This window comes from Desulfatibacillum aliphaticivorans DSM 15576, assembly GCF_000429905.1.
Classification (GTDB): Bacteria; Desulfobacterota; Desulfobacteria; order Desulfobacterales; family Desulfatibacillaceae; genus Desulfatibacillum; species Desulfatibacillum aliphaticivorans.
This window is the reverse complement of record NZ_AUCT01000011.1, coordinates 119,921-143,250: the sequence shown is the minus strand read 5'-3', so window position 1 is coordinate 143,250 and position 23,330 is coordinate 119,921. Positions and strand designations below refer to the sequence as shown.

Annotated in this window: 23 protein-coding genes; 5 read left to right on the top strand and 18 right to left on the bottom strand. The window is 54.6% G+C overall.

Annotated elements, in window-relative coordinates; all coding sequences use genetic code 11:
* Positions 1–124 precede the first annotated feature (124 nt).
* The 6 genes from G491_RS0112595 to G491_RS0112570 all read right to left on the bottom strand — a co-directional run bounded on the left by G491_RS0112595 (position 125) and on the right by G491_RS0112570 (position 6,964).
* Positions 125–1,123, bottom strand: a complete 999-nt coding sequence (locus tag G491_RS0112595; RefSeq protein ID WP_028314858.1) for a hypothetical protein — start codon at positions 1,121–1,123, stop codon at positions 125–127.
* A 32-nt stretch (positions 1,124–1,155) separates the two neighbouring features.
* Positions 1,156–1,977, bottom strand: coding sequence for an SDR family oxidoreductase (locus G491_RS0112590; protein WP_028314857.1), 822 nt, complete (start codon positions 1,975–1,977; stop codon positions 1,156–1,158).
* Between the two features lie 24 nt (positions 1,978–2,001).
* Positions 2,002–2,850 carry a GNAT family N-acetyltransferase gene (locus G491_RS0112585; protein WP_028314856.1) on the bottom strand — a complete coding sequence of 283 codons (849 nt, stop codon included), beginning with the start codon at positions 2,848–2,850 and terminating at the stop codon, positions 2,002–2,004.
* A gap of 22 nt (positions 2,851–2,872) precedes the next feature.
* Complete coding sequence (locus G491_RS0112580; protein WP_028314855.1) at positions 2,873–3,880, bottom strand: NAD-dependent epimerase/dehydratase family protein; 1,008 nt, start codon at positions 3,878–3,880, stop codon at positions 2,873–2,875.
* Between the two features lie 28 nt (positions 3,881–3,908).
* The gene (locus tag G491_RS0112575; protein WP_028314854.1) at positions 3,909–5,633 is read right to left on the bottom strand and encodes a long-chain-fatty-acid--CoA ligase; all 1,725 of its coding nucleotides are present in this window, start codon (positions 5,631–5,633) and stop codon (positions 3,909–3,911) included.
* A 347-nt stretch (positions 5,634–5,980) separates the two neighbouring features.
* Positions 5,981–6,964, bottom strand: a complete 984-nt coding sequence (locus G491_RS0112570) for a peptidylprolyl isomerase (protein ID WP_028314853.1) — start codon at positions 6,962–6,964, stop codon at positions 5,981–5,983.
* 298 nt (positions 6,965–7,262) lie between these two features.
* On the opposite strand from G491_RS0112570, the gene G491_RS0112565 reads away from it, so the two are divergent.
* On the top strand, positions 7,263–7,709 hold the full coding sequence (locus tag G491_RS0112565) for a hypothetical protein (RefSeq protein WP_028314852.1): 447 nt from the start codon (positions 7,263–7,265) through the stop codon (positions 7,707–7,709).
* A gap of 43 nt (positions 7,710–7,752) precedes the next feature.
* Complete coding sequence (locus G491_RS0112560; RefSeq protein WP_157468248.1) at positions 7,753–8,097, top strand: hypothetical protein; 345 nt, start codon at positions 7,753–7,755, stop codon at positions 8,095–8,097.
* A gap of 621 nt (positions 8,098–8,718) precedes the next feature.
* Here G491_RS0112560 and G491_RS0112555 read toward each other — a convergent pair.
* Both G491_RS0112555 and G491_RS0112550 read right to left on the bottom strand, forming a co-directional pair.
* Positions 8,719–9,126 carry a DUF2177 family protein gene (locus G491_RS0112555; RefSeq protein ID WP_012611159.1) on the bottom strand — a complete coding sequence of 136 codons (408 nt, stop codon included), beginning with the start codon at positions 9,124–9,126 and terminating at the stop codon, positions 8,719–8,721.
* 81 nt (positions 9,127–9,207) lie between these two features.
* The gene (locus tag G491_RS0112550; protein WP_012611158.1) at positions 9,208–9,393 is read right to left on the bottom strand and encodes a hypothetical protein; all 186 of its coding nucleotides are present in this window, start codon (positions 9,391–9,393) and stop codon (positions 9,208–9,210) included.
* Positions 9,394–9,752: 359 nt separating this feature from the next.
* On the opposite strand from G491_RS0112550, the gene G491_RS0112545 reads away from it, so the two are divergent.
* Entirely contained in the window at positions 9,753–10,889 is a 1,137-nt protein-coding gene (locus tag G491_RS0112545; RefSeq protein ID WP_028314850.1) for an alpha/beta hydrolase family protein, read from the top strand.
* A 148-nt stretch (positions 10,890–11,037) separates the two neighbouring features.
* The gene (gene tpx / locus G491_RS0112540; protein ID WP_012611156.1) at positions 11,038–11,538 is read left to right on the top strand and encodes a thiol peroxidase; all 501 of its coding nucleotides are present in this window, start codon (positions 11,038–11,040) and stop codon (positions 11,536–11,538) included.
* A gap of 104 nt (positions 11,539–11,642) precedes the next feature.
* Here the strand turns inward: tpx and hcp are convergent, their stop codons facing one another.
* From hcp to G491_RS0112515, 5 genes are all read right to left on the bottom strand, one after another.
* Positions 11,643–13,289: a hydroxylamine reductase gene (hcp, locus tag G491_RS0112535; RefSeq protein ID WP_028314849.1), complete on the bottom strand. Its 1,647-nt coding sequence runs from the start codon at positions 13,287–13,289 to the stop codon at positions 11,643–11,645.
* Positions 13,290–13,350: 61 nt separating this feature from the next.
* Positions 13,351–14,520 carry an FprA family A-type flavoprotein gene (locus G491_RS0112530; RefSeq protein WP_028314848.1) on the bottom strand — a complete coding sequence of 390 codons (1,170 nt, stop codon included), beginning with the start codon at positions 14,518–14,520 and terminating at the stop codon, positions 13,351–13,353.
* A 214-nt stretch (positions 14,521–14,734) separates the two neighbouring features.
* Positions 14,735–15,271, bottom strand: a complete 537-nt coding sequence (locus G491_RS0112525; RefSeq protein ID WP_028314847.1) for an HPP family protein — start codon at positions 15,269–15,271, stop codon at positions 14,735–14,737.
* A 12-nt stretch (positions 15,272–15,283) separates the two neighbouring features.
* Positions 15,284–15,826 carry a CBS domain-containing protein gene (locus G491_RS0112520; protein ID WP_248635387.1) on the bottom strand — a complete coding sequence of 181 codons (543 nt, stop codon included), beginning with the start codon at positions 15,824–15,826 and terminating at the stop codon, positions 15,284–15,286.
* 118 nt (positions 15,827–15,944) lie between these two features.
* Complete coding sequence (locus tag G491_RS0112515; protein ID WP_028314845.1) at positions 15,945–16,262, bottom strand: cupin domain-containing protein; 318 nt, start codon at positions 16,260–16,262, stop codon at positions 15,945–15,947.
* 249 nt (positions 16,263–16,511) lie between these two features.
* Between G491_RS0112515 and G491_RS0112510 the strand changes: the two genes are divergently transcribed.
* The gene (locus G491_RS0112510) at positions 16,512–17,045 is read left to right on the top strand and encodes an FKBP-type peptidyl-prolyl cis-trans isomerase (RefSeq protein WP_012611153.1); all 534 of its coding nucleotides are present in this window, start codon (positions 16,512–16,514) and stop codon (positions 17,043–17,045) included.
* A 65-nt stretch (positions 17,046–17,110) separates the two neighbouring features.
* On the opposite strand, the gene G491_RS0112505 is transcribed toward G491_RS0112510, so the two are convergent.
* Genes G491_RS0112505 through G491_RS30635 form a run of 5 tightly spaced genes read right to left on the bottom strand, consistent with a single transcriptional unit; the run spans position 17,111 to position 23,196 of the window.
* Positions 17,111–18,223, bottom strand: coding sequence for an ABC transporter permease (locus G491_RS0112505; RefSeq protein ID WP_028314844.1), 1,113 nt, complete (start codon positions 18,221–18,223; stop codon positions 17,111–17,113).
* A 19-nt stretch (positions 18,224–18,242) separates the two neighbouring features.
* Positions 18,243–19,385: an ABC transporter permease gene (locus G491_RS0112500; RefSeq protein ID WP_028314843.1), complete on the bottom strand. Its 1,143-nt coding sequence runs from the start codon at positions 19,383–19,385 to the stop codon at positions 18,243–18,245.
* On the bottom strand, positions 19,382–21,325 hold the full coding sequence (locus tag G491_RS0112495) for an ATP-binding cassette domain-containing protein (protein ID WP_028314842.1): 1,944 nt from the start codon (positions 21,323–21,325) through the stop codon (positions 19,382–19,384). Before G491_RS0112495 ends, G491_RS0112500 begins: the two co-directional genes overlap by 4 nt.
* On the bottom strand, positions 21,322–22,506 hold the full coding sequence (locus tag G491_RS0112490) for a beta-barrel domain-containing protein (protein ID WP_028314841.1): 1,185 nt from the start codon (positions 22,504–22,506) through the stop codon (positions 21,322–21,324). The genes G491_RS0112495 and G491_RS0112490 overlap by 4 nt, the downstream gene beginning before the upstream one ends.
* A 6-nt stretch (positions 22,507–22,512) precedes the next feature.
* Complete coding sequence (locus tag G491_RS30635) at positions 22,513–23,196, bottom strand: TetR/AcrR family transcriptional regulator (protein ID WP_051327219.1); 684 nt, start codon at positions 23,194–23,196, stop codon at positions 22,513–22,515.
* Positions 23,197–23,330: the final 134 nt, after the last annotated feature.

Below are 23,330 nucleotides of genomic sequence, written 5' to 3'. Positions count from 1 at the left end.
CCTAATGCCATGTTGTCGCAGTGTAAAATATCCCGAGCAAGACTAAACAAGGTTTGGCCTCGATGTCAATTCCCTGATCAGCCGGAGGTGAAAATAATGAGAGTAAATCGGAAGGCTTGCCGTACTATAAATCATAGCCCCAAAACCTGAGAAAGTCCGGAAACCGCAGCATGTTGGACTTTTGCCGGTTCCATGGCTTTAAGCTCGTGTAAAAAGGATTGTCCTTGACCATGGAGTCCGAATACGCCTTGTCCGAACCCACAAACAAGTCCAAAGCCATCCAACTCATGAGCAGGCTTTCCCACGGCTTGACGGAGTTTTTTACAAACCCTTTCCTCACCCCGCTTTCATGGAAAAAACTTACGCTTCCTCCCCCGGCAATCTCCAGTTCCCGCAAGCTGTCGGCTGCAATGATGGGGGCTTCCTCCAATGAATCGTTGCATGCATCCAATTCCCGCTCGTTAACCGCGCGAACGTTCATAACCCGATGAATTTCAGGCCGCAACTCAATCAGCAGCCGCTGGCCCTGGTCCGGTGAGTAATGCAGCAGGGCCGGATGGGTTTCTCCATAAACCCTTTGCGGCGCGTCTTCCCAACCCTCCGGCAGGCATTCCTTCGGAAGATGGGTTGTTGGGATGATGGAAAGGTAGCAGCCGCAGGTGTGCACTGTAGTGACGAGAACCGGGCGTTCCTCTTGGTTCAGGGTGATCACGACCAGCAGCCCTGCATTTTTACCGGCCGTGAGAGTGAAAGGAATCAGGGAATAGGGAATCTTGGAAAAATGAATCCGATAAACCAAATTGGTGTAGTCGCCCTTGGATGTGGAGAATTGGGTTTGCCGGACGAAAAAAACCGGCTCCCCGGAATCCGTGTAGACCTGCGGCTTTTTATTTGCGTCCAAAAAGGACTTGGGCCGGCCGATCCTGTTATGCGCTTTGTCCGCGCCCCAGGCCTGGAACACGGGGGCCAGTCGTTCCAGGGCGTCTCCATTTTGCACCGCCGCTCGGTAGCAGATGAAAGGCGTTTCGGGTTTGATGGGAACGTGGTGGGAGCACGCCTGGAACAAAAGGACGGCGGTCAGGCAAAAAACGGCGGACAGAATGCGTAAGGGAGAGGTCCGCATTGCCGCAGCTTTGATCTTACACGTTGGGCGCGTCAAGGCTGTTTACCTTTCCGGGCTTTTTTAATCGCCCTTTTCATAATCCAGTCCACAAGCCCCGGCGCCAGGCGCTTGGCCAGCCAGGACATTTTTCCGTCCAAACCCGGTATGATCAGAAATTTTTTCTTTTTGACGCCGTTGATCAAGGCCTGGGCCACCTTATCGGCTGACAGCACGCAGGCGCTTTCCGAGATGGCCAGGGTCTCCAGCGGCTTGGTGAGGTTCTCCTCCGCAAGCCCTGGAGTGTCCGTGTCCGGGGGGCACAGGACCGAAACGCCTATGCCCTGGCCGTCCAGTTCGCTGCGAAGCGCCTCGGAAAAGCCGATAATCCCGAATTTGGACGCGCAATAGTCCGTATAGCCGAATACGCCTATAAGCCCGGCCACGGAGGCCGTATTGACGATGTGCCCGCCTCTTCCCCGCATGTAGGGCAGGACGGCCGCAATAACGTTCCTTGCGCCGTAGAGGTTGATTTTCATGGTTTCGTCGAACTGCTCGTAGGATACTTCCTCGAAAACCCTGGGCTTTGCCCGGCCCGCGCAGTTGATCAATATATCCGGGACTCCAAACTCCACCGCCGCCTTGTCCATGACTTCCCGCACCTGGGAGTTGTCCGAAACGTCCACGGAGTAAAACGCCGCCTTGCAGCCCTCCCGGCAAAGCGAACCCACGTGTTCGGCCGCGTCCTTTAATTTTTCCTCATTGCGGGCGAACAGGCAGACGCTGGCGCCTTCCCTGACCAGGGATTCCGCCGTGCACAATCCGATCCCGCTTGAACCTCCGGTGATGAAAACTCTTTTGCCGGCCAGCCCCTCCATGCCTGGCGCTCCTTTCCGGCCTGATCAGCCAAGTTCAAAGGATGTCACTCCAAAGACTCCCGAAAGTTTGATGTCCGGGGCATTTTGGGTGTACATGCGCACGGTTTCGAAGGACGGCGCCATCCGGCGCCGCTTGGCGAGATTCATGGCTTCCTGGTTCACGTCCGGGACGTCCAGAAAAAACGGCCCGTTGGGCGTATGCGCAACCAGGGCGCGAAAGATTTCCTCGGCGGTGTTTGCGTCATCCGCAAAAAGCGGCCCGATTTTATAGCCGGAAGAGCAAGACCTGACCACCCCGTATCCTGCCAGGGCGTTGTTGCTTCTGAGCCCATAGGCGAAGATATTGGGCATGGCGAGCCACGCCTTTAAAAAACCCTCCCTGCGCACGGGAAAAAACCGGGAGTCGTATTCCAGAATTTCGTCCAAGGAAAAGGCGCCCAACGGCTCCACGGAGCCCGGCCTGAAACCGCCTCCCACGCCCTCGAACCGGATGTTGTGATACGCGGTCTTAAACCCCGACTTTTCGTAGGTCTTTTCCTCGGCAAGCACTCCGTCCAGGCCTATGTTCCGGCCTCCCAGGTGCTCCATGGCCGCGTTCCAGACCCTGATGCCGCAGCCCTGGCCGCGATACTCGGGCTTGACAATATAAAAGCCGATGAATCCGAAATCCTCCCCGTAGGAAACGGCGGATATGCTGGCCACCATTTCTCCGTCCACGAAGCCTGCAAAATACCCCGCAGGATCCGTCTTGAAAAAGCATTCCGCGTCGTGCACGCCCGGGTTCCAGCCTTCCTGTTTCGCCCAGCGAGCAGCCGTGTCAAGCTCTTTCCTGGTCATGGGCCGCACTTCATACGATTCGGGGGGATTGGGCATGGCTCATCCTTTCGGCTTGTGATCATTTTTGTTTGAGGGATTCGAGATCCAGGGTCTTCAACCAGGCCATGGTCTTCTCGAATCCCTCATTATAACTGATCTTGGGGGTCCAGCCCAAATTCTGTTTGGCTTTTTCTATGGAAAAACGCAAACGGGAGCCTAAATTCTTCACCGTGTAGGTTGTCAAAAGGGGACGATCCGCTTTTTTCAGAAGTTTCCAGACCCTTTCCATGACAACCGCCGCCCCGTAAGCGGCGGGGTAGGGGATGCGCAGGGCCGGCGGCTTGACCTCCAGGGCCAGGGCGATTTTTTTGCTGAAATTCCGGAGGGTGTCGGACTCTCCGTCATGGACCAGATACCCGTTTCCAACAGCCCTTTCATCCTCTGCAATGAGCATCAAAAGGTCCGTCAGGTTTTCAATGTACGTGGGCCAGACCAGGGCGTCCTTTCTCCAAAACAGCATTTCCCTGTTGATTATGGCGTCCGCCAGGAGGGGGACGAAGGTCTTGTCCCCCTCCCCGTAGACCCAGCACGGATAAACCATGGTTGCAGGCAGTCCGTGTTCTTTATAGTACTTCCAGACCAACTCCTCGGCCTTGATTTTATAGTCCGGATAAGGCTCTCCCCAGGGGCTTAAAGAAAAGGTTTCGTCCATGACGACTTCTTCGCTCGTTCCGAACACGTCGTTGGTGGAGATGTCCACAAGGCGGCTGACCCCTGCTTCCAGGGCCGCCTTGCACACGTTTTCCGCCCCCCCGACCATCACCTTTTGAAACAGGCTTTCCGGCGCCCAGTCCGAGACGATGGCCGCGCAGTGAAAAATCACGTCCACGCCCTTGGCCGCCTGCACGACCGAATCCAGGTCCGTAATGTCTCCGGCGAACTTCTCCACGCCCGGCTGATCCAAAACCCCGATCTCCGGGTCGCCGGGCAAGTGGAAAGCCCGGACTTCGTTTCCCCGGGCGAGGTTTTCCTTAAGCAGAGCGCCGCCGATAAAGCCCGTCGCCCCGGTTATGAGCGCTTTTTTCATGCAATCTCCTAAGCCCGCCATGCTTGGTTTAGGCGGATTCCGCCTCCGGCCTGGCCGCTTCGGGATCCCCCGGCATCACAACGTTGGCGCCTTCCAACTCCATGCGCCGCACTTCGCGCCGCATGAGCTTGCCGATGGCGCTTTTGGGCAGCTCATCCACAAACTTGACCGACTTGGGAACCTTGTAGGCGGCCAGCTTCTCCTTGCAATAGCTCATGACCTGCTCCTCGGACAATTCCACCCCGGGATTGCAAACCACCCAGGCCTTGACCGTCTCGCCCCGGTAATCGTCGGGGATGCCTATGGTGCAGGCCTCGGCGATTTCGGGATGCAAAAGCAGGATTTCATCGATTTCCGCAGGATAAATATTGTAGCCGCTGGCGATGATCATGTCCTTTTTGCGATCCACAATGGAAAGATATCCTTCCTCGTCCATGACGCCCACGTCGCCCATGTGAAACCATCCGTCCTTGAGGGCCTTGGCCGTTTCTTCGGGCCGGTTGTAATAGCCCTTCATGACCTGGGGGCCCTTGATGCAGATTTCTCCGGGCTCGCCGGGCGGCATTTCGTTTTCGCCCGTCACCATGTCCACGATTTTGATGTCCGTGTTGGGCAGGGGCACGCCCACGGTTCCCAGTTTCACCTTGCCCTTCCAAGGGGTGCATGTGCCGAACGCCGTGTTTTCCGTGGCGCCGAACACATCGTTGATGACGGCGCCGTGGAGTTTCTTCAAATCGTTGAGCGTGGCCTCGGACAAGGGGGCCGCCCCGCCGAAATATCCCTTGACGCCCGAAAGATCCATCTTCCGGAATTCCTCGTTGGCCAACAGGCCCATAAAAATGGTGGGCACTCCCGGCAAAAAGGTCGGATTGAACTTTTTGATCATGTCGATAATCACGCCGGGCTCCGGCCTGGGCACCATAATGCCGGTCCAAGCATTATAGATGATGAAGTTCTGGCTGACGGAATATCCCGCGGAATGAAAAATCGGATAAATGCCCATAAGCCGCTCGGCGTCCCCATAAGAGATTTCGGGAAACCACGCCTTGAACATCTGAGCCACCGCCGAAAGGTTGGAATGGGTGATGATCGCGCCCTTGCTCACTCCGGTGGTGCCGCCGGTGTATAGCAGGGCCGCTTCGTCGTCCCATTCCGATTGATTGGGAACCGGGTCGTCCTTGTACTTTTTCAAAAGATCCATGAACTGGTACAGGTTCGGGCCGGGAGTAATCTTCCGGTACATGTCCTTTTTTACATAGGGGAAAAGCTGCTTGACCGGAAAAGGCAGAAAATCGTTGATGTGGCAGGTGATGATGTTTTGCACCTTGGTCTTGCTTTTGATCTTCTCCAGCCGGGGCAAGAGCAGATCCAGCGTCACCACCGCCTTGGCGTCCGAATCGTTCAACTGATGGGCCAGCTCCCTTTCCGTGTACAGGGGATTGTTCATGGCCGTCACCCCGCCTATGCGCTGGGTCGCCAGGTTGGCGATGACCACCTGGGGGATGTTCGGCAGGATCATCCCCACCTTGTCGCCCTTTGTAATGCCCAGGTCCATGAGCGCTTTGGCGAACCTGTTGACCATGGAATTCAACTGGGCGAAGGTGATCTTTTTGCCCATATAAATAAACCCGACCTTGTCGGGGTAATCCCGGGCCGTCCTGTCCAGGACTTCCGGCATGGTGATTTTTTCAAACTCAACTTCGTTGGGAGTTCCCTTGGGATACGATTTGTGCCAAACCCTTTCAAAGCCCATTCTTTGCCTCCATTCTCTGATCAAACGTGAAAAAACGCCGAGCCGGCGTTAAAACGCAAGGCCCTACTGGTTAAATCGTCCCGCCGGACCTGTCCGTGCAGGATTGAATTCCAAGGACTTGGGGGGATAGCCTGGTTAAAATTTCAACGACTGGACAAAACCGGGAGCGACCACATCCACTCGAAAAAAGCCGAAAAATCCGACAGGCGGGGCCTTCTCAGTTTTTCGGCGAATTCCGGCTTAAAGTCCTCTCCTATAAACCCTGTGCTGCTGATGCCAAGATGACGCCCATCACCCGGCCGCGATCAACTGGGGGGAGGCGCGGCCGGCTGAAACCCTATTGGATCCTAAGGATTGGCTAAAACTTCAATATCAAACCCTGGCTTTAACTCCGAGGCGAGTTGGTTCAAGGCCTCCACCATCTTCTTCTTCTGCAGGGCGCTTATCAGCCTTTCCTTGACAGTTTCAAACGGGGTGATGCTTTCGGGCCTTTCATCCAAGGCCTTTACAATATGAAACCCGATGTCCGTCTCCACCGGATTTCCTATCTCTCCGGGCTGGAGCTTTAAAATTACTTTCTCCAGGGGTTCGAGCTCCGTGTTTTTCAGGGCGCCCTCGGAGACATATCCCATGTCTCCGCCCTGATCCTTCTCGGGCCCGTCCGAGGCCTCGCGGGCTATGATTGCAAAGGGCTCGCCGCCCTTTTTCACCCTGGCGAGAATTTGCTGCGCCCGGGCCTTGGCGGTTTTTCCGTCAACGCCCTTGGCAGCGTCCTTTTTAATAAGGATATGCCGGACGCGGAGAGCCCGGGGCAAAACAAAATCGTTCGGATTTTCGTCGTAATATTTTTGGGCCTCGGCTTCGGTGGGCGTAAGCAACGCGCCGTACCGCTCCTCGATGCAGGCCCCCATAACCACGATTCTGCCTGCCAGGTCCACGATTTCCCGCTCCGTGGCGTTCATGCCTCTTAAGGCGCTTTGATATTCCGCCAATGACGGAAAACTGGCCTTATAATTCCACACAAACCCGTCAACCAGACGTTTGTCCGGCTCGATGCCCCGCTTTTGGGCGTCCTGAAAAAGGACTTCCATATCAATGACGTTTTTCAGGATTTCTTTTTTTAGGGTTTGAGATTCCGTATGCACATGGGGATTCCGGCTTCCGAACAAAAGGTTTTCCGCCAGGGTTATTTGCCACCCGTAAATGTTTACGCCGTTGACTCTGGCTAAAACTTCGCCCGGTTCGGCCATGCCATGGATAGGGGAAAGAAAAAAGAATAGCAGCGCAGATAAAAACAGGATGCAGACGAACCTAATGACCCCCCCAGGCATTCCAGCGTATTCCTCCGTATGCAAACAGGTTCCAAACATTGGTTTGACACCTATACTATTTTCTTTTGTAAATCGCAAGAACCGAATATGACCCGTGTTCATTTCAATTCAGGTTTTCCCCGCCCATCCCTGGCTTTGTTGATTATATGCCCTGTTACAGTGGCTGGATAGACGCAATCCGGGAGCTTTTGCACAAAAAAACCTTGTCCTAACGGCTTGCATTTGGTGAAATATCGCCTATAAACTTTTCATCAACCAGGGCCGAGACTTTTTAACGTATACCCGAGATCGCGAAGCCATGAATGATAACGGAAGCACTAAAGAGCCTGGAATTGAAATAAGCTCCCAAGAGGCTAAGCCAATAGTCGAGGCCTTTTTAGCAAAATTTAAATCCAAGGATGTCAATATTCCGAGCAACTTGCCTACAGCTTGTCAGTTAAAAGGAATTAAAGATATTGACGTATTAAGGTCATCAAAATTTTTGAATCTCAATAAGATTTACTACTACTTTGATTTTTCAAATCAACTATTTGAAACGCTGCCAAAAGAAATTTTGGAATTTTACGACAGCTTACAGCCCTGGGAAGATTACGACTTCTGCATTTTCGATTCAGGAATGAAGTGGTGTATTGGGGTCACACATAACGATGATGTGATACTTGTTGATCCGGAGAGAATCCTTAACTTTCCATCACCAGGGCTTTTAGAAAACGACGGTAAAAATATAAAAAAACCGGCTGATTGAGCAAGCCCTTTGCAAAGAGTTTCTTTGATATAGCAGGACTGTTTTGGCTGAACAAAAAATGCTACCCACACTGGCAGGATACTGCTCTGCCGGCGCCATCCACGGTAGGTATCATCTATCTTGTTATGTAAGCGAGGAAGGACAGATGAGGTATAAAAAGAGCATAATCTGTTCGGCAGCCCTCGCGGCATTGCTGTTTACATATGCATTTTCATATATTGGATGGAAAAAAGACCATGTAGAAATTTTTACTTCGTCGCAATATTCTGGATCAGGAGAAGAGTTAACGGTCTATTACTTGAGCGTAAATGATGAAAATTGGACTTATTTGCCCGCCATTTGGTTGGACATCTTTTTCGGCGGGGCTGACATATTCACTCAAGAATAGACTTTAAGGAACGATTGCATACTCAGAGTTGGTTTTGCAAGCCCCCTGCCAGGGGAAAGGGGCCTGATAAGATCCCGTTGCGCGGCTTTTTTACACACGGGTGCGGATGGCTTCGCGGTTGTTGGGTTTCGCGGAGCCTTACGTAACGATGCTTTTCGGGTGGCCGCGGCAGCGTAGTTTGCTGCCGGGGTCCGAAGGACTCTTTTTTCAAAAAAAGCAGGGGCTTGTTGATGCTCGAATGAGGCAATAACGTATTTCTCCCCATCCTGGCGTTCCTGCTGGGGGGTAGGAATGTAGGGGCAGGGCTTGCCCTGCTCAAGGGTTGGGGGATCCAACCCCTACACGGGCGCAGCAAGCGGCGCTCCTCAATACAGGCAGGAGAATGGGCAGACCTAAGACGGTATTCTGGCCGATCAATCTCGTCATCCTCGCGAACGCGGGGACCCAGTGTCATTATTGCTTTAAAGACTGAAGACGCTGGATTCCCGACAAGGACGCTCGGGAATGACGACGAAAGAATAGGGACCATTAAAAATGACGGGCTGGGGGACCCAACGCCTTCGCGGGCGCAGCAAGCGGGGCCCCTGAAAACGGGATCGGGGATCTCTGCATGACAACGCATCAGTTAAGCCACTTGACGATAAAAAAACCCGCCGCCGAAACCGCCCCTGTTATGACCATCCCCCAGGCCATGTCTATTACGACCACATCGGCATGCCAACCTTTAAACAGCGCCATGCTAACCAGGTCGAATGTCCCGTAGGTCACCAAGCCGAATAGCATCCCTTTCCAAAGCGCCTCTTTGAAATTATCCCCGGATATTGCCGGGTAAACCACGAAAACCAGCACGCCGCAAACAAAGATCAGGTAGAAAAGGGAGGCGGCAATCCAATTGACTTGGTCGCTGAACAGAGCCCCCATCCTTCTGTGGTAATAGCCCTTGGCGAAAAACCCAACCCAGAGGATGTCTCCTGCCATGTACACCAGAAGGGTGAGCGCATAAGCCGCAAGCGTATTCTTGATCGCCATTGTTCCCCGCCTTAACGTAAAAAATTTTCCAAATTTTTCGAGCCCATGATTGGAAGAAAAAGGAGGCCCGTGTTCTTTCGCTTAGGAATCCTGAATCGGAATATTGCCGGCAAATCGGCCCGTCACGCCATTATCCACGCATTCATCCAGTTGCTCTTCGGTTGCTTCATCCACGTTGGTGAGAGCGTCAATGGGGCAGATAAACTCATTTCCCGCCTTATCCTTTACCCGGACATAGGTTTCCTTGGGAGTATTTTCCTTATTCATGACTGCTCCTGGTAAATTTTTTGAGGTTTGCATGGTCCATGCTTCGGCCTTATCCGTGAAAGCTGTGTTGATCTAATATTTGCATTTTATTCAGAATACGGAGGAAACCGCCTTATGTCAATCAAAACCCTCTTCATTAAAACCTTCCTCACCCGGCCTAGCACGGCCTGCTTTCGGAAGTAAAATCCTATAAAAAGGAATGGTCTTGCCGCGGCGCCCAACGCTTGACCTTGTGATGGGGATACAGTACCATTTCTCCACCGTTCTATTCACAATGATCAGTGCTCCTGCAGCCGGCAAGATATGGTTGATCCGGGCTTTTTTTTGTTATCAAACGTTGAGCCCTGAAAGGTTTTTCCATGGAAGATTTTCAATTTCCCGTAGGGTATCATGATCTCCACAAGGTGAAAATTTTCGATTTCCAGCTAAACCGTTGGCATTCCTGGGGATACACTTCTTTGCAGGACATGAAGGCCGCAGCCGCAAAAATCAGGAAGCTGGACGACTGGAAGGACGCCCTCCTGGCCCGGATGAACATCGCCCTGGAGCAGGGGCGGCTGCTGAACGCCGTGTTCAACTGCCGGGCCGCCGATTTTTTCGTCCATCCCTCGGACCCGGACAAAAAGCGCATTTACGACATGTTCATAGACATGTTTTACAATGACCTTTTTGAAGGCGAATCCCTGGAGCGCGTTTGGATTCCCTACGAAGGGGCGGCCATTCCCGCTGTGCAAATTCCGGCGTCCGGAGATAATTCCAAGGGTCCCATGGTCATCCATGGCGGGTTTGACTCCTATATGGAGGAGCTGCTTTCGTGCGCCGTGTATTTCAGCAACCGGGGTTACGACGTGCTTTTGTTTGAAGGCCCGGGCCAGGGGGCGGCGCTCAAGGAAAAAGGCCTTTATTTGGATTATCGCTGGGAAAAGCCGGTCAAGGCCGTTTTGGATCATTTCGGCCTGGAAGAATGCGCGCTCCTGGGATTTTCCATGGGAGGGTGGTTTTGCTTTCGCGCCGCAGCCTTTGAGCCCCGGATCAAGCAGGTGATCGCTTCCAGCATCGCCTACGACTATATGCAGATCCCTCCCAAAGCCTTGCAGGCGCTGGCCAATTGGTTCATGAAACATCCCCGTCTTACCGAGGTCTCGAGCCGGTGGAAGATGAAGTTCATGCCCCAGGAAAAATGGGGCGTGGAAAACTTCATGTACATCACAGGCAAAAATTCCATCGTGGATCTCTTTCACGAAATGCAAAAGTTGAACGCGGACAACCTCAAGTCGGAGCTGGTGAAGCAGGACGTGCTGATTTTAACCGGCGACGAAGACCATTTCATCCCGCTTAAAATGCATCATATGCAGGTCGCCGCCCTCAAGAACGCCCGATCCGTGGAAGGGCGGATATTCACCCGAAAGGAGCACGCCCAGAACCATTGCATGATCGGGAATACCGGGCTGATGCTTGCCGTCATCAAAGCGTGGCTGGAAAAAGTAAAAGGCTGAATTATTAAGAATGTCATTCATGTTGATAAGAATTATCAATACGGCCCTTGCCACACGGCGGGCCGCTCTTATGTTTTCAGGTAGGTTTTGGACAGGAGCGACATCTTTATCCCCCTGACTGCTTTTCTCACGTGAAAGGAGAAAGACCATGGCTCAGTTTACATTGCAAGGCAACCCATTTGAAACCGTCGGCGAACTCCCGGGCATAGGAACCACAGCCCCGGGCTTCACCCTGACAAAGGTGGACCTTTCGGATCTTTCCCTGGATGAATTCAAGGGAAAGAATGTGCTTTTGAATATATTCCCCAGCATCGACACCGGCGTGTGCGCCATGAGCGTCCGGAAATTCAACGCCGAGGCTAGCTCCCTGGATAACACGGTGGTGCTGTGCGTTTCCATGGACCTGCCCTTCGCCCTGGGGCGTTTTTGCGGCGCCGAAGGCCTGGACGACGTGGTTCCGGTTTCGGCTTTCAGGGCCGGAGGGTTCGGCGACGATTACGGAATAAAAATCGCCAACGGCCCCCTGGCCGGGCTTTTTGCACGGTCCGTGGTGATTATCGATACGGAGGGCAAGGTCAAGTACACCCAACTGGTTCCCGAAACCGGGGAGGAGCCGGATTACGACGCCGCCCTGGCCGCCTTGAAATAGGAACTATTCGTTTTCACGGAATAAATAGAAGCATTCTCCGTGCGGGCGATCAGGCCCGGCGGAATGAACGGGGGGCTGCAAGGCCCCCCTTTGGATTGGGCTTTTTACTTTCCGGCCATCATGGCCGCGATGTCTTCCTCGACGGTTCCGATGGGTTTGATGTCGAATTTCTCCACCAGCACATTGGCCACGGTCGGGGACAGAAAGGCCGGGAGGGTCGGCCCCAGGCGAATGCCCTTGACCCCGAGAAACAGGAGGGCCAGCAGAACGGCCACGGCCTTTTGCTCGTACCAGGCGATGTCATAGGAAATGGGCAGTTCGTTGATGTCTTCCAGGCCGAACACTTCCTTGAGCTTCAGGGCGATCACGGCCAGGGAGTAACAGTCGTTGCACTGCCCCGCGTCCAGAACGCGAGGGATTCCGCCAATGTCGCCCAAATTGAGCTTGTTGTAGCGGTACTTGGCGCATCCCGCCGTGAGGATCACCGTGTCCTTGGGCAGGTTTTCCGCCACCTCCGTGAAGTAGGAGCGAGACTTCTGCCGGCCGTCGCATCCGGCCATCACCACGAAGCGCTTGATGGCCCCGGATTTTACGGCGTCAACGACCTTGTCGGCCAAGGCGAGGACCTGGTTGTGGGCGAATCCTCCTACGATCTTGCCGGTCTCGATCTCCACGGGCGGCTGGCAGGTTTTCGCCAGCGCGATCGCAGGGGAAAAATCCTTGGCGCCTCCGGCCTGCCGGTCCTCAATGTGCTTCGCGTCCGGGTAGTTGACCACGCCGGTGGTGAACAGCCTGTCCAGATAGGTGTTGTCCTTTTTGATGGGGATCAGGCAGTTGGTGGTCAGGACAATGGGGCCGTTGAAGGACTCGAAGTCCTTGTTCTGGTGCCACCACGATCCGCCGTAGTTGCCCGCGAAGTGGTCGTATTTCTTGAAGGCCGGGTAATAGTTGGCGGGCAGCATTTCCCCGTGGGTGTAAACGTCCACCCCGATTCCCTCGGTCTGCTTAAGCAATTCCTCCATGTCCTTGAGGTCGTGGCCCGAGATCAGGATGCCGGGATTGTTACGGACGCCGATGTTCACCTCGGTGATTTCGGGGTTGCCGTAAGCGGCGGTGTTGGCCCCGTCCAGGAGGGCCATGGTGTTGACCGCCGTCTCGCCCGCCTTCATGACCATGGCGATCATCTCGTCCACGGAAAGGTCCCTGGTGGTGGAAGCCAGGGCCTCCATGAGAAATCCGTAGATGTCGTCCTTCTCCTGGCCAAGGATCGCCGCATGGTCGGCATAGGCGGCGATCCCCTTGCAGCCGATGATCAGGAGCTCGCGAAGGGAGCGCACGTCCTCGTTCTGGGCCGCCGTGATGCGGACCTCATCAGACTTGGCCTTGTCCACGATTTCGCCCTTGTCATCCGATGCCCAGGTGACGCAATCCGGGAGATCGCCGGGCAGATCGGCGCCGGCCTTTTCCTTGAGGCCGTCCCGGACCTTTAGCGCCTTCTTGATCCGGTTGATGAGCACGTCGTCGTCCCAGGCCACGTTGCTAATGGTGGTGAAAAGGGCTTCGCAGATGAAGCGGCCCGCCTCCCTGTCCACGACGCCCTTTTCCTTCAGCTTTTCCCCACAGACCGCAATGCCCTTGCAAACGTAGATCAGCAGGTCCTGAAGGTCCGCCGTCTCTTCGGGTTTGCCGCACATACCCTTGACTGTACAACCTTGGTTTTTCGCCGTTTCCTGACACTGAAAACAAAACATGGTCAATTCTCCTTGGTTAAAGTAAAAAAGCAAATGTGTTGGCAACCGGATAATGCCGCCGCTATAACTCTTGATGCCGCTCCGCTATTTGGTCGGCCATTTCCGAAAGGGCCTTCTTTTCCTCGGTTTTTGGGATTCCCTTGCCCAGAACCGGCGGTAAAATTTCCACCTTCAGGTTCGGCAGGGCGGCTGCCACCTGCTCCACCACCTTGGTGCCCCAGCCGTATGAGCCGATGATGGAGGCATACCTTGCCTTGGGCCGTATCAGGTTTGCCAGGGCCGCGGCATAGAGGGCCTTGGGATGCGGGCCGGTGAGCACGGTGGGCGTCGCGATGATGACGGTGGCCGCGTCCACCAAAGCCATGGCTAATTTGCCGATGTCCACCTCGGACAGGTCGAACCGCATCACGTTCACATCGCGCCGGACAAGTTCGTCGGTCAAAAAGTCCACCATCATCCGGGTGCTGCCGTGCATGGACACATAGGGGATGACCACCAGGTTATGAGGCTTGCCCGACGCCCATTCCCGATAAGCGTCCAGAATGAACGCGGGTTCGTCGTACAGGGATCCATGACTCGGGGCGATGAGCCGAATATCATAGGGGGCAAGGCGCTCCAGATGTTTGGCAATAAGTTTGGCAAAGGGCATCATGATCTCGGCGTAATAGCGTTTGGCCGCCTCATAGACCCGGGCCTTGTCCCTGACAAAAAGATCGGTGCTGGCAATGTGGGAGCCGAACAGGTCGCAAGAAAAAAGAATCCCGTCTTCCTTCATGAAGGTGACCATGGTTTCCGGCCAGTGGACCCAGGGCATGTGCAGAAACTCCAGGGTCCGGCCCCCCAAGTCCAGGGTTTCGCCGTCCGCGACGGTTTGAAACCGGTCCTCAGGGATTTCAAAACGGTCCATGAGCATGGCCTTGCATTTTTCCGTGCAAATGGCCTTGGCCTCCGTATATTTTTCCAGGATTGCAGGCACTCCGCCCGAATGGTCCGGCTCGGCGTGGTGTGACACTACGTAGTCGATCCTTTCCACGTTCTGGAGTTGATCCAGAATCTCCGATACCAAGGGAATATCCACGGTGTCGAACAGAACGGTTTTGTCCTGACCCTGGACGAGGTAGGCGTTGTATGTGGTGCCGTCCGGCAAGGGAATCAGGGCGTCGAATAGACGGCGGTCCCAGTCCAGAGAGCCCATCCAGAAGATGCCTTCCTTGATTTGTCTTGGTTTCATTGACTCCTCCTTAATAGCTGACCGGCAGCCGTTTTGATTATTTATAGGCGTCCCTCCAATGCCCCGGCAGGGAATCCAGTGTATTCCAACCCCTCACCGTGTATTTTAGGAGGAAAAGATCATATTGCAATTGCCGTCATGTGTACGATGCTTCCATAGTAAAGGAATTACAGTCATCATGTCCACGTAAACCGGGCTTTTTTTCCGGCATTTTTTACAGCCAGAATTCCGGGTAGCGCCTGCTTTCCGGTATATTGTTTATTATCAGAGCGATCACGAGCATGACGGCCGCTCCAAGACCGGCTGGAACAACCATGTACAGATATCCCAGATCATGAATTTTCGCGCTCCCGATCACCGCAATGAGAGCCGTGGCGCCTCCGGGAGGATGCAGGGTTTTGGTGGCGTGCATAAGAAATATGGAAGTGGATACGGCCAGCGCCGAAGCGATCCACATTTGCCCGGGGAGTAGCTTGTAGGCCGTTACCCCTATGAAGGCTGACAGAACATGCCCGCCTACCAGGTTTCTTGGTTGCGCCAATGGACTCCTGACAGCGCCGTAAATCAATACCGCGGACGCGCCAAAGGACCCTATGATCATCACCTTATCCGTGTTTTCCAAAGCCTGAAAATGAACAAGGGCAACCGCCGCAATACCGAAAAAAGAACCGATCCACGACCAAACCATTTCTTGCAGACTCACTCTCGGGGGACTGACTGTCTCGCCCTTCATTTTTCTAAAGTACTTCATGCACGGCTCCTTTCAAAACACCCTGGCGCAATAGGATTCCACAATGTCCCCGCGTGAAACAATGCCAGCCAGACGCCCCTTGCCGTCAACCACCGGAACCCTGTTGATCTGATGCTCCGCAAGCATTTTGGAAAGTTCGGAGATGGTGTTATCCCTTTGGGCGGTGATTACTGGAAAAGTCATTACGTCCCTTGCGGACTTCTCCCGGATTGGCATGGCGACGCACCCCCGATTGGAAAGGCACTCGGCGATCACGCCCATAAACGAACCATTCTTCTTGCCTCCCATGTTCTCCAGGAAATCCTTTTCGGAAATGATTCCCATGATGAAATTGTCGTCATTCACCACTGGCACGCCCGACACATTGGCTTCTTCCATTACTCTTGCCGTCTCCGACAAAAGGGCGCCCGGCCCGACGGAAACGACATTTCGCGTCATGATGTCTTCGGCCTTAACCAGTCGGGACAGCCTTTCAATGGCATGGCGAAACGCAATTTTGTATATTTCCTGAAAATCCGAAGGCGTGATGTCAATGTAACCGCTTATGGATTTCATGGCGGACAGAATGTCATCCTTCGTCAGTTTTACAGCGGATGAACTAAAAATCCCACACTGGTTGTTAGCGATCATGACAGCGTTCTCCTTGCAAATATGGTTTACACCGGCGGAAACTCTAAATGGGCGGAGCTATGGTCACCAAGACCCGCATGTCGGCGTCCGCCCGAATGCCATGAGGCGCGGCGATGTCGCAAACAAGCATGTCCCCTTTTTTCGCGGGCAGGGTCTTTTCGTTTGCGCCCAGGAAAGCGCCTTCCCCTTCCAAAACCAGAATGGATAGCTGCCCCTCAATATCGTGAGAATGGATGGGAAGAACCTGTCCCGCCTTGAAGTTGAAATTGATGATTTTAAAGTAGGGGGAGTCATGCACCAGAAAATTTGAAACTCCCTTTTCCGAAAAATCGTTGGAATCAAAGATGTTCATGCTTTTCATTGGCTTCTCCTTTGCATAGGTCAAAAAGAGCGGAAGGCCTTTTCCCGCTGGCTTGACTGCATCATACGGTAAACGGCGCTGCGCTTCCTTGACTCAAGTCAAAAAAGTCAAATTTTTTTGGAAAAACAGGTCCGGACGGAATTGCCGATTTTTTTTATTAAAATTCCAAGTCCTTCCTTGACCTCTATTGAAAAGATGCATACATTTTATAGAACTACGTCCTAAATGGATACCAACAAGGAGAATGACATGCAAAACGTGGAAAATGGCAAGTTCGTCTTGGTGCACTACACAGGAACCCTCGGCAGCGGAGAGGTTTTTGACTCCAGCAAGGGCCGTGTGCCCCTGGAAGTGCAGATGGGCGCCGGCCAGTTGATTAGCGGTTTTGAGAAAGCTCTGGACGGCATGGAGCTGAACGAAACCAAAACCTTCACCCTGCAGCCGGAAGATGCTTACGGCGAGAAGAGCGACGAGCTTCATCGGGCTTTTGAACGCTCCCAGATCCCGCCCAACCTGGACCCCAAAGTCGGGGACACCGTGGCCATGCAGGGCCCTGGCGGACAGCCCATTCCCGCCAAGGTTATTGAAGCCGACGAGGAAAAAGTGGTCATCGACCTCAACCATCCCCTGGCCGGCGAAGCCCTGACCTTTGAAATTCAGGTCGTGGGCATCAACGACGCTCCCACCCAGACTCAGGGCGGATGCGGCGGATGCGGCGGCGGAGAAGGCGGCGGCTGCGGCGACGGCGGTTGCGGAGAACCCGGTTCCTGTTGCGGCCACTAAAAAAAGCCAAATAAAGAGCTTTCAAGGGAGACTGATGTTTTCGGGCGTCAGCCTCCCTTTTTTTTCTAATCAATCGTCTTTTGGAATTTCATGATGGCCAGGCTCAGAAAGCCCGCAGCCAGCGCCGCCTGGGCGATCATGGGCTTTATCAGGGACTCCGCGCCCACGCCTTTTAATGCGATGCTATGGAGAATTTGCAGGTACCATCGCATGGGATTGAAGATGGTCGCCGCCTGCACGCCTTCCGGCATGTTGTGAATGGGAAAGATAAACCCGCTCAGCAAGATCGCCGGCACAATAATCAAAAAGGCGGTCAGCAAGGCCTGCTGCTGGGTTCTGGCCGTCACGCTCACCAATAACGCCAAACCCAGATTTCCCGTGATGTACACGCCCGAGCATGCGTAAAGCAGCAACAAAGACCCCTGGATGCGTATCCCAAAGACGAGATAGGCGATGATGAACATCAGGGTCATGGTCACGTACCCCGTGATTAAAAAAGGCAGGGTCTTGCCGATGATGAACTCGCTCTTGCGGATGGGCGTGACCATCACCTGTTCGATGGTGCCGATCTCCTTCTCCCGCACAATGGCCATGCTGGTGAGCACCAGCCCCACAAGAATCAGCATCACCGCAATCAATCCGGGCACGTAATAGAACTTGCTTTCCAAATTGGGATTGTACCAGGCCCGGCCTTCCAGGTTGACGGCGTCGGCGATTTTTCCCGCGACCTTTTCCAGATGCCGGCTGTTGAACAAGGCCGTCACCTGCCCGGCGTAATTCATGATGATGGCCGTGTCATTGCTGAAGATTCCATCGCAAATGATCTGCACTGGAGATTGCTTGCCGGATTTCAAGTCTTCGGAAAAGCCGTAGGGGATGGAGATGGCGGCCAGAACTTCTCCCTTATCCAGCATTTGGGGAAGCCGGGAGTCGTCCCGCAAGGTCACGGCGACATCAAAATATTGCGAGTCCGAAAACCTGGAAATCAGGGATCGGCTTTCCACGGTGTTGTCCCTGTCCACAATGGCGACCTTGATGTTCTTCACGTCCGTGGTCAAAGCCATGGATAAAATCGTCAATTGGACCAGGGGCATGACCATGATGACCATCCGCATGCGCTTGTCGCGGAACATCTGGAGGAATTCCTTGATCAGCATTTGTTTGATGCGTTCTTTCATTGCGCGCCCCTCAATTATGTCAGTCCAGCATAAGCCGGAGTTTTTTATGCGCTAAAATCATCATGGCCGCGGCGTAGATCGTCAGCAACAGCCCGTTTAACCACAGGATTTCCAGCCCCACTCCTTTCAGGTAGATCCCCCGAAGCATGGCGATGAAGTACCTTGCCGGAACAATATAGGTGATTCCCTGGATGGGCAGCGGCATATTGTGTATGCCGAACACAAAGCCCGAAAGCAGCAGGGTGGGCATGTATCCCGACAGAATGGCGATCTGGTTGGCCAGCACCTGGCTTTTTAAGGCGATGCTTAAAAGCAGGCCGAAAAACAAGGCGCCCAGCAAAAAGATGGAGGAGGCCAGAACCAGCAGCCCGGGATTGCCCCGCATAGGCACGTGGAAAATCCACCGCCCCATGGCCACGGCTATGGCCACGTCGGTCAGGCCCACCACAAAGTACGGCATGATTTTGCCGAGAATTAGTTCGGGAACCCGCAGGGGCGTGCTGATCAATTGCTCCATGGTGCCGGTTTCCCATTCCCTGGCCACGGTCACGCTGGTGAGCATGGCGGCGATAACCACCATAACCAGGGCGATGATGCCGGGGATGATAACGTTCCGGCTTCTCAGGTCCGCGTTGTACCAGGCCCGAGGCTCAATGACGGCCTGGCCCGGAGTCGCGCCCAGGCGCTTCCCCGCCATTCTTTTCGTACGGATATTGCTGTTGTATATGAGGCTCAGATTGGTCACGTATCCTAAAGCCAGGCTGGCGTTATTGGTGTTGGCGCCGTCCACAATCACCTGGACGTCCGCGGTTTTGCCTGCCAGGATGCGATCCCCGAAATCCCAGGGAATGACCAGCGCCACAATCACCTGGCCCGTATCCAGGTATTTTTGGATGTCCCGGTAATTGTCCACGCCGTATTTGACGGAGAAATAGGGCGAGCCCTGGAAATGGCTTAAATAGTCCCGGCTTTGGGGGGTGCTTGATTGGTCCCAGACCACCGTGGGCACGTCCGACAGGTCCATGGTCAAAGCCCAGCCGAATATGGCGATCAGAAACACGGGAATGGCTATGGCCAAAGCCAGGCTGCGCCAATCCCGGATCAGGTGAATGAACTCCTTGCGGGCCACGGCCCTCATTCTTTGGAATTTAAAGCCTTTCATGCCGCCCTGCCTTGTTCTTCCTTGCGGTCTTCCAATTCGATGAGGGAAACGAAAACATCCTCCATGCTGGGGAGGATTTTTTCTACACTAAACGAACCCAGGTTTCTTTTTTCCAGCAAATCCGTGATGGCTTTTTTCGCCTTGTCAGGATCGCCCGCCTTCACGTGCAGGCCCGCCCCGAATAAGGCCGCGTCCTGCACTGCATCCATGGCCGCAATGGCGTCGATGACCTCCTGGGGGCGGCGGCATCTTACGTCCAGCACGGATACGTCCAACATTTGGGTCTTCAGCCTGTGGGGCGCGTCCATTGCCACGATGCGGCCTTTGTAGATCAGCGCCAGGCGGTGACAATATTCGGCTTCTTCCATATAATGGGTGGTCACAAAAACCGTTACGCCCTGGCCGGCCATTTCGTAAATCAGGTCCCAGAACTTGCGCCTGCTCAACGGGTCCACCCCGCTGGTGGGCTCGTCCAGAAACACGATGGGCGGCTTGTGCAGCACTGCGCAGGCCAGGGCCAGGCGCTGCTTCCAGCCTCCGGCCAACAGCCCGGTCAGATGCTTTTCCCTGCCTTCCAGCCCGGACATTGCCACGGCCCATTCCTTGCGCTCCTCCAGGATTTTTCCCTTAAGCCCGTATATGCCCCCGTAAAAGTGAATGTTCTCCTCCACGGTAAGGTCTTCGTATAAGGAGAACTTCTGGCTCATATACCCGATGTTCATCTTGATCTGTTCTGTCTGGGTGTTTACGTCCCGGCCCGCGACCGTTCCCTGGCCTGAGCTTGGGGCCAGCAGGCCGCACAGCATGCGAATGGTCGTGCTTTTGCCCGCCCCGTTGGGTCCCAGAAATCCGAAAATCTGCCCCTTGGGCACCGAAAAGCTGATGTTATCCACGGCGACAAAACTGCCGAACCGGCGGGTCAGACCCTTCACCTCCACGGAGTTTTCCTTGCCGTTTTCCGGATTTTCCTCCGCTATGGAAAGGGCCGGGGAGGGCGATTTTTCCTCCGCTTCCGAAACCAGGGTTCTTATGAAAATGTCCTCCAGGCTGGGCGTGATTTTGCGCATGCTTTTGATGCCGACGCCGGCCGTTTCCAGGACGTGCCTGGCCTGGGCCGCGGCGCCGTCCAAATCCTGCGAAACCACATGCACCGTGTCCCCGAACAGGTTTACGTCCCGGGCGACCGCAGCTTTTTCCCGCAGAATATGGTTTGCCAGCCAAGGGTTGGATGTGCGGACGGACAGGATTTTGCCTTCCAGCGGCTTGCAGATTTCGTCGGGCCTGCCTTCGGCGATCAACTTGCCATTATTCAGCAAACCCACCCGGGAGCAGCGCTCCGCCTCGTCCAGATAGGCGGTGCTGACCAAGATGGCGACTTTCTGGGCCAGAAGCCTGTACAGGATTTTCCAGAAATCCCGTCGGCTCACCGGGTCCACGCCGTTGGTGGGTTCGTCCAGCAGCAACACCCTGGGGGTGTGGATGAGGGCGCAAACCAACTGGAGTTTTTGCTTCATGCCGCCCGAAAGGGCGCCCGCCAGGCGTTTTTTAAAGGGCCGCATGTTGCTGAAATCCAGTAATTCGTCCATTTGGGTTTGGCGTCCCTTTTTGGGAACCCCGTACAGGTCCGCGTAAAAATCGATGTTTTCCTTGACCGAAAGATCCGGGTACAGGCCGAATTTTTGGCTCATGTAGGCCAGGTGGTCCCGCACGGGAAACTCCTGACCCGGAAGATTAAAGCCCGCCACGCTGGCGTCGCCTTCCGTAATGGGCAGAATGCCGGCCAGCATGCGCAGGGTCGTGGATTTGCCGGCGCCGTCCGGCCCCACCAGGCCGTAAATCTCCCCGGCCTTCACCTCCAGGCTTAACCCGTCCACGGCCGTCAGATCGTCGAACCGGCGCACAAGGGACCGGGCTTGTATGACAGACGCTGACTGGCTCATTGGGCTATCCTGATGACGGCGTCCGCCGGCATGCCCGGCTTGAGGGCCATGTCCTGGTTGGATAATTCGATTTTCACCCGATACATGAGGTTCAGGCGTTCTTCAAAGGTCTGGACGGACTTGGGCGTGAATTCCGACTCGCTGCTGATAAAACTCAATGTGCCCGGATATTTCTTGTCAGGGTAGGCGTCGGTGGAAACCTCCACCTCCATGCCCAAGCGAATGCGGCCGAGATCCCGCTCGCTTACAAAGGCGCGGAGCCATACCGTGTTCATCTGGGCCAGGGTGACCACGGGAGTTCCAGGGTTCATATACGCCCCCGGCTCGGCGGACTTAGCCAGAATCACCCCGTCAAAGGGCGCTTTCAACAAGGAATCCTGCACCCGTTTTTCGGCGATTTTCACGGCCTCCCTGGCGGACTCCACCCGGGCTTTGGCCTGGGCGATATTCTCCTTGCGTGGCCCGGCTTTGACCAGTTCGTAATCCGCCTCAGCCTGCTCCAAGGCCGCCCGCGCCTGGCGGATCAACTCCTGGCGAGGCCCTTCCTTGACCAGATGCAGGCGCTCATTGGCCGCCTGGACCCGGGCCTTTGCTTCCTCAAAACCCCGTTGGGCAATGTCCATCTGGGTTTCGTAGGTCTGCACGGCCTGAATGCTGATGCCGCCCGACTCAAAAATTTTGAGATACCGCTCGTAATCGGCCTTGGCCAAAGCCACCTTGCTTTCCGCCGCCAGAGCGCCCGCCTTGGCCTGATCCAACGCCGCCGCAGCCTCTTTGATTTCCTGAGCCCGGCTTCCGCTTAATAGCTCCTTGAGCGCATATTCCCTTTGCGAGGCCATGGCCTTGACCTGGGCGATTTCCTCCGGTCTGCTGCCGGCTTCCAATTCGTCAAGAACAGCCTGGGCGTATCCCAACTCCGCCTTGGCCTGCTTAACCTGCAACACATAATTGCTGTCGTCCAGCCGCGCCAGCAAGTCGCCCTTGGAAACGGTTTCGCCTTCGTCCGCCAGCCGCTCCGCTAAAATGCCCGAAAGCTCAAAACCCAGGTCCACCTGCACCACTTCAATGTTGCCGGACATCTTAATCAGGTTGGGATCGTCCTTCTCCCGGAAAAAGAAAGTCCACGTCAAGCCTCCGGCCACAATCAAAATAAGAATGATCAACCGCAATATTTTCTTCATGTCACGCTATCCCTTCCCTGCCCGGACCCGGTCCGACACTGTATCGCCTTCCGCTTCCCGCCGCACGGCGGCCATGCCGCCCAGCGAAAAACGGGTGATGTGTTCAGCCAACTCCTGAACAATGCCCGGTTCATTCAAATCCAATAACTTCAGCCGGGAGAAAATGGGCCGGGCCAGACTATAATAAACGCACTGGCCCACCATGCTAAGCAGGCATTTGGCCGCTTCCTTCTCAGGAACTTTCGGGCCAAGAATCCGCCGGATCAGGTCCATGGCCTGACCGGCTGTTGGGCGGACGAAAGTCTCCACCAGACTGTCCATCACCTTGGTCGGCGCCGCAAGCTCCCTGGCCAAAAGCTGTGACTTTTTCGGGAGACCGCCTTCCTGGGCATGCTCCAGCAAACGATTCAACATGCCTTCCACAAAAAAAGCCAAACGCTCCTCCGGACCGGTTCCTTCCGGAAAGTCCTTTGTAACCGGGAACTGTTCAAAAACGTCGGCGAACAAATGATGGCACAATTCCTTGTACAGCCCTTCCTTGCCGCCGTAATAGTAATTCACCGAAGCTACATTGGCGCCCGCCAGATCGCAAATTTCCCTCACCGTGGCCCCTGCGTATCCTTTTTGGGCGAACACCTCCCCGGCGGCTTCCAGGATTTTGACTTTGGTGCTTTTTTTATCGGTTGTCATGGCAATTCCTTGAATCTTATAGTATTGTTTTAAACAAAAGTTTAAAACATATGTTTAAACCTGTCAAGGCCTGGAAGGCATCATTTTTTCTCTTCCCAGACATTTACATTGGCGGCGGCATCTGCTATGAAAAA

Bases quoted from the DNA above. Each gene is read 5' to 3' on its own strand.
- G491_RS0112595 (WP_028314858.1), bottom strand. From the start codon at position 1,123: ATGCGGACCTCTCCCTTACGCATTCTGTCCGCCGTTTTTTGCCTGACC.
- G491_RS0112590 (WP_028314857.1), bottom strand. From the start codon at position 1,977: ATGGAGGGGCTGGCCGGCAAAAGAGTTTTCATCACCGGAGGTTCAAGC.
- G491_RS0112585 (WP_028314856.1), bottom strand. From the start codon at position 2,850: ATGCCCAATCCCCCCGAATCGTATGAAGTGCGGCCCATGACCAGGAAA.
- G491_RS0112580 (WP_028314855.1), bottom strand. From the start codon at position 3,880: ATGAAAAAAGCGCTCATAACCGGGGCGACGGGCTTTATCGGCGGCGCT.
- G491_RS0112575 (WP_028314854.1), bottom strand. From the start codon at position 5,633: ATGGGCTTTGAAAGGGTTTGGCACAAATCGTATCCCAAGGGAACTCCC.
- G491_RS0112570 (WP_028314853.1), bottom strand. From the start codon at position 6,964: ATGCCTGGGGGGGTCATTAGGTTCGTCTGCATCCTGTTTTTATCTGCG.
- G491_RS0112565 (WP_028314852.1), top strand. From the start codon at position 7,263: ATGAATGATAACGGAAGCACTAAAGAGCCTGGAATTGAAATAAGCTCC.
- G491_RS0112555 (WP_012611159.1), bottom strand. From the start codon at position 9,126: ATGGCGATCAAGAATACGCTTGCGGCTTATGCGCTCACCCTTCTGGTG.
- G491_RS0112550 (WP_012611158.1), bottom strand. From the start codon at position 9,393: ATGAATAAGGAAAATACTCCCAAGGAAACCTATGTCCGGGTAAAGGAT.
- G491_RS0112545 (WP_028314850.1), top strand. From the start codon at position 9,753: ATGGAAGATTTTCAATTTCCCGTAGGGTATCATGATCTCCACAAGGTG.
- tpx (WP_012611156.1), top strand. From the start codon at position 11,038: ATGGCTCAGTTTACATTGCAAGGCAACCCATTTGAAACCGTCGGCGAA.
- hcp (WP_028314849.1), bottom strand. From the start codon at position 13,289: ATGTTTTGTTTTCAGTGTCAGGAAACGGCGAAAAACCAAGGTTGTACA.
- G491_RS0112530 (WP_028314848.1), bottom strand. From the start codon at position 14,520: ATGAAACCAAGACAAATCAAGGAAGGCATCTTCTGGATGGGCTCTCTG.
- G491_RS0112525 (WP_028314847.1), bottom strand. From the start codon at position 15,271: ATGAAGTACTTTAGAAAAATGAAGGGCGAGACAGTCAGTCCCCCGAGA.
- G491_RS0112520 (WP_248635387.1), bottom strand. From the start codon at position 15,826: ATGAAATCCATAAGCGGTTACATTGACATCACGCCTTCGGATTTTCAG.
- G491_RS0112515 (WP_028314845.1), bottom strand. From the start codon at position 16,262: ATGAAAAGCATGAACATCTTTGATTCCAACGATTTTTCGGAAAAGGGA.
- G491_RS0112510 (WP_012611153.1), top strand. From the start codon at position 16,512: ATGCAAAACGTGGAAAATGGCAAGTTCGTCTTGGTGCACTACACAGGA.
- G491_RS0112505 (WP_028314844.1), bottom strand. From the start codon at position 18,223: ATGAAAGAACGCATCAAACAAATGCTGATCAAGGAATTCCTCCAGATG.
- G491_RS0112500 (WP_028314843.1), bottom strand. From the start codon at position 19,385: ATGAAAGGCTTTAAATTCCAAAGAATGAGGGCCGTGGCCCGCAAGGAG.
- G491_RS0112495 (WP_028314842.1), bottom strand. From the start codon at position 21,325: ATGAGCCAGTCAGCGTCTGTCATACAAGCCCGGTCCCTTGTGCGCCGG.
- G491_RS0112490 (WP_028314841.1), bottom strand. From the start codon at position 22,506: ATGAAGAAAATATTGCGGTTGATCATTCTTATTTTGATTGTGGCCGGA.
- G491_RS30635 (WP_051327219.1), bottom strand. From the start codon at position 23,196: ATGACAACCGATAAAAAAAGCACCAAAGTCAAAATCCTGGAAGCCGCC.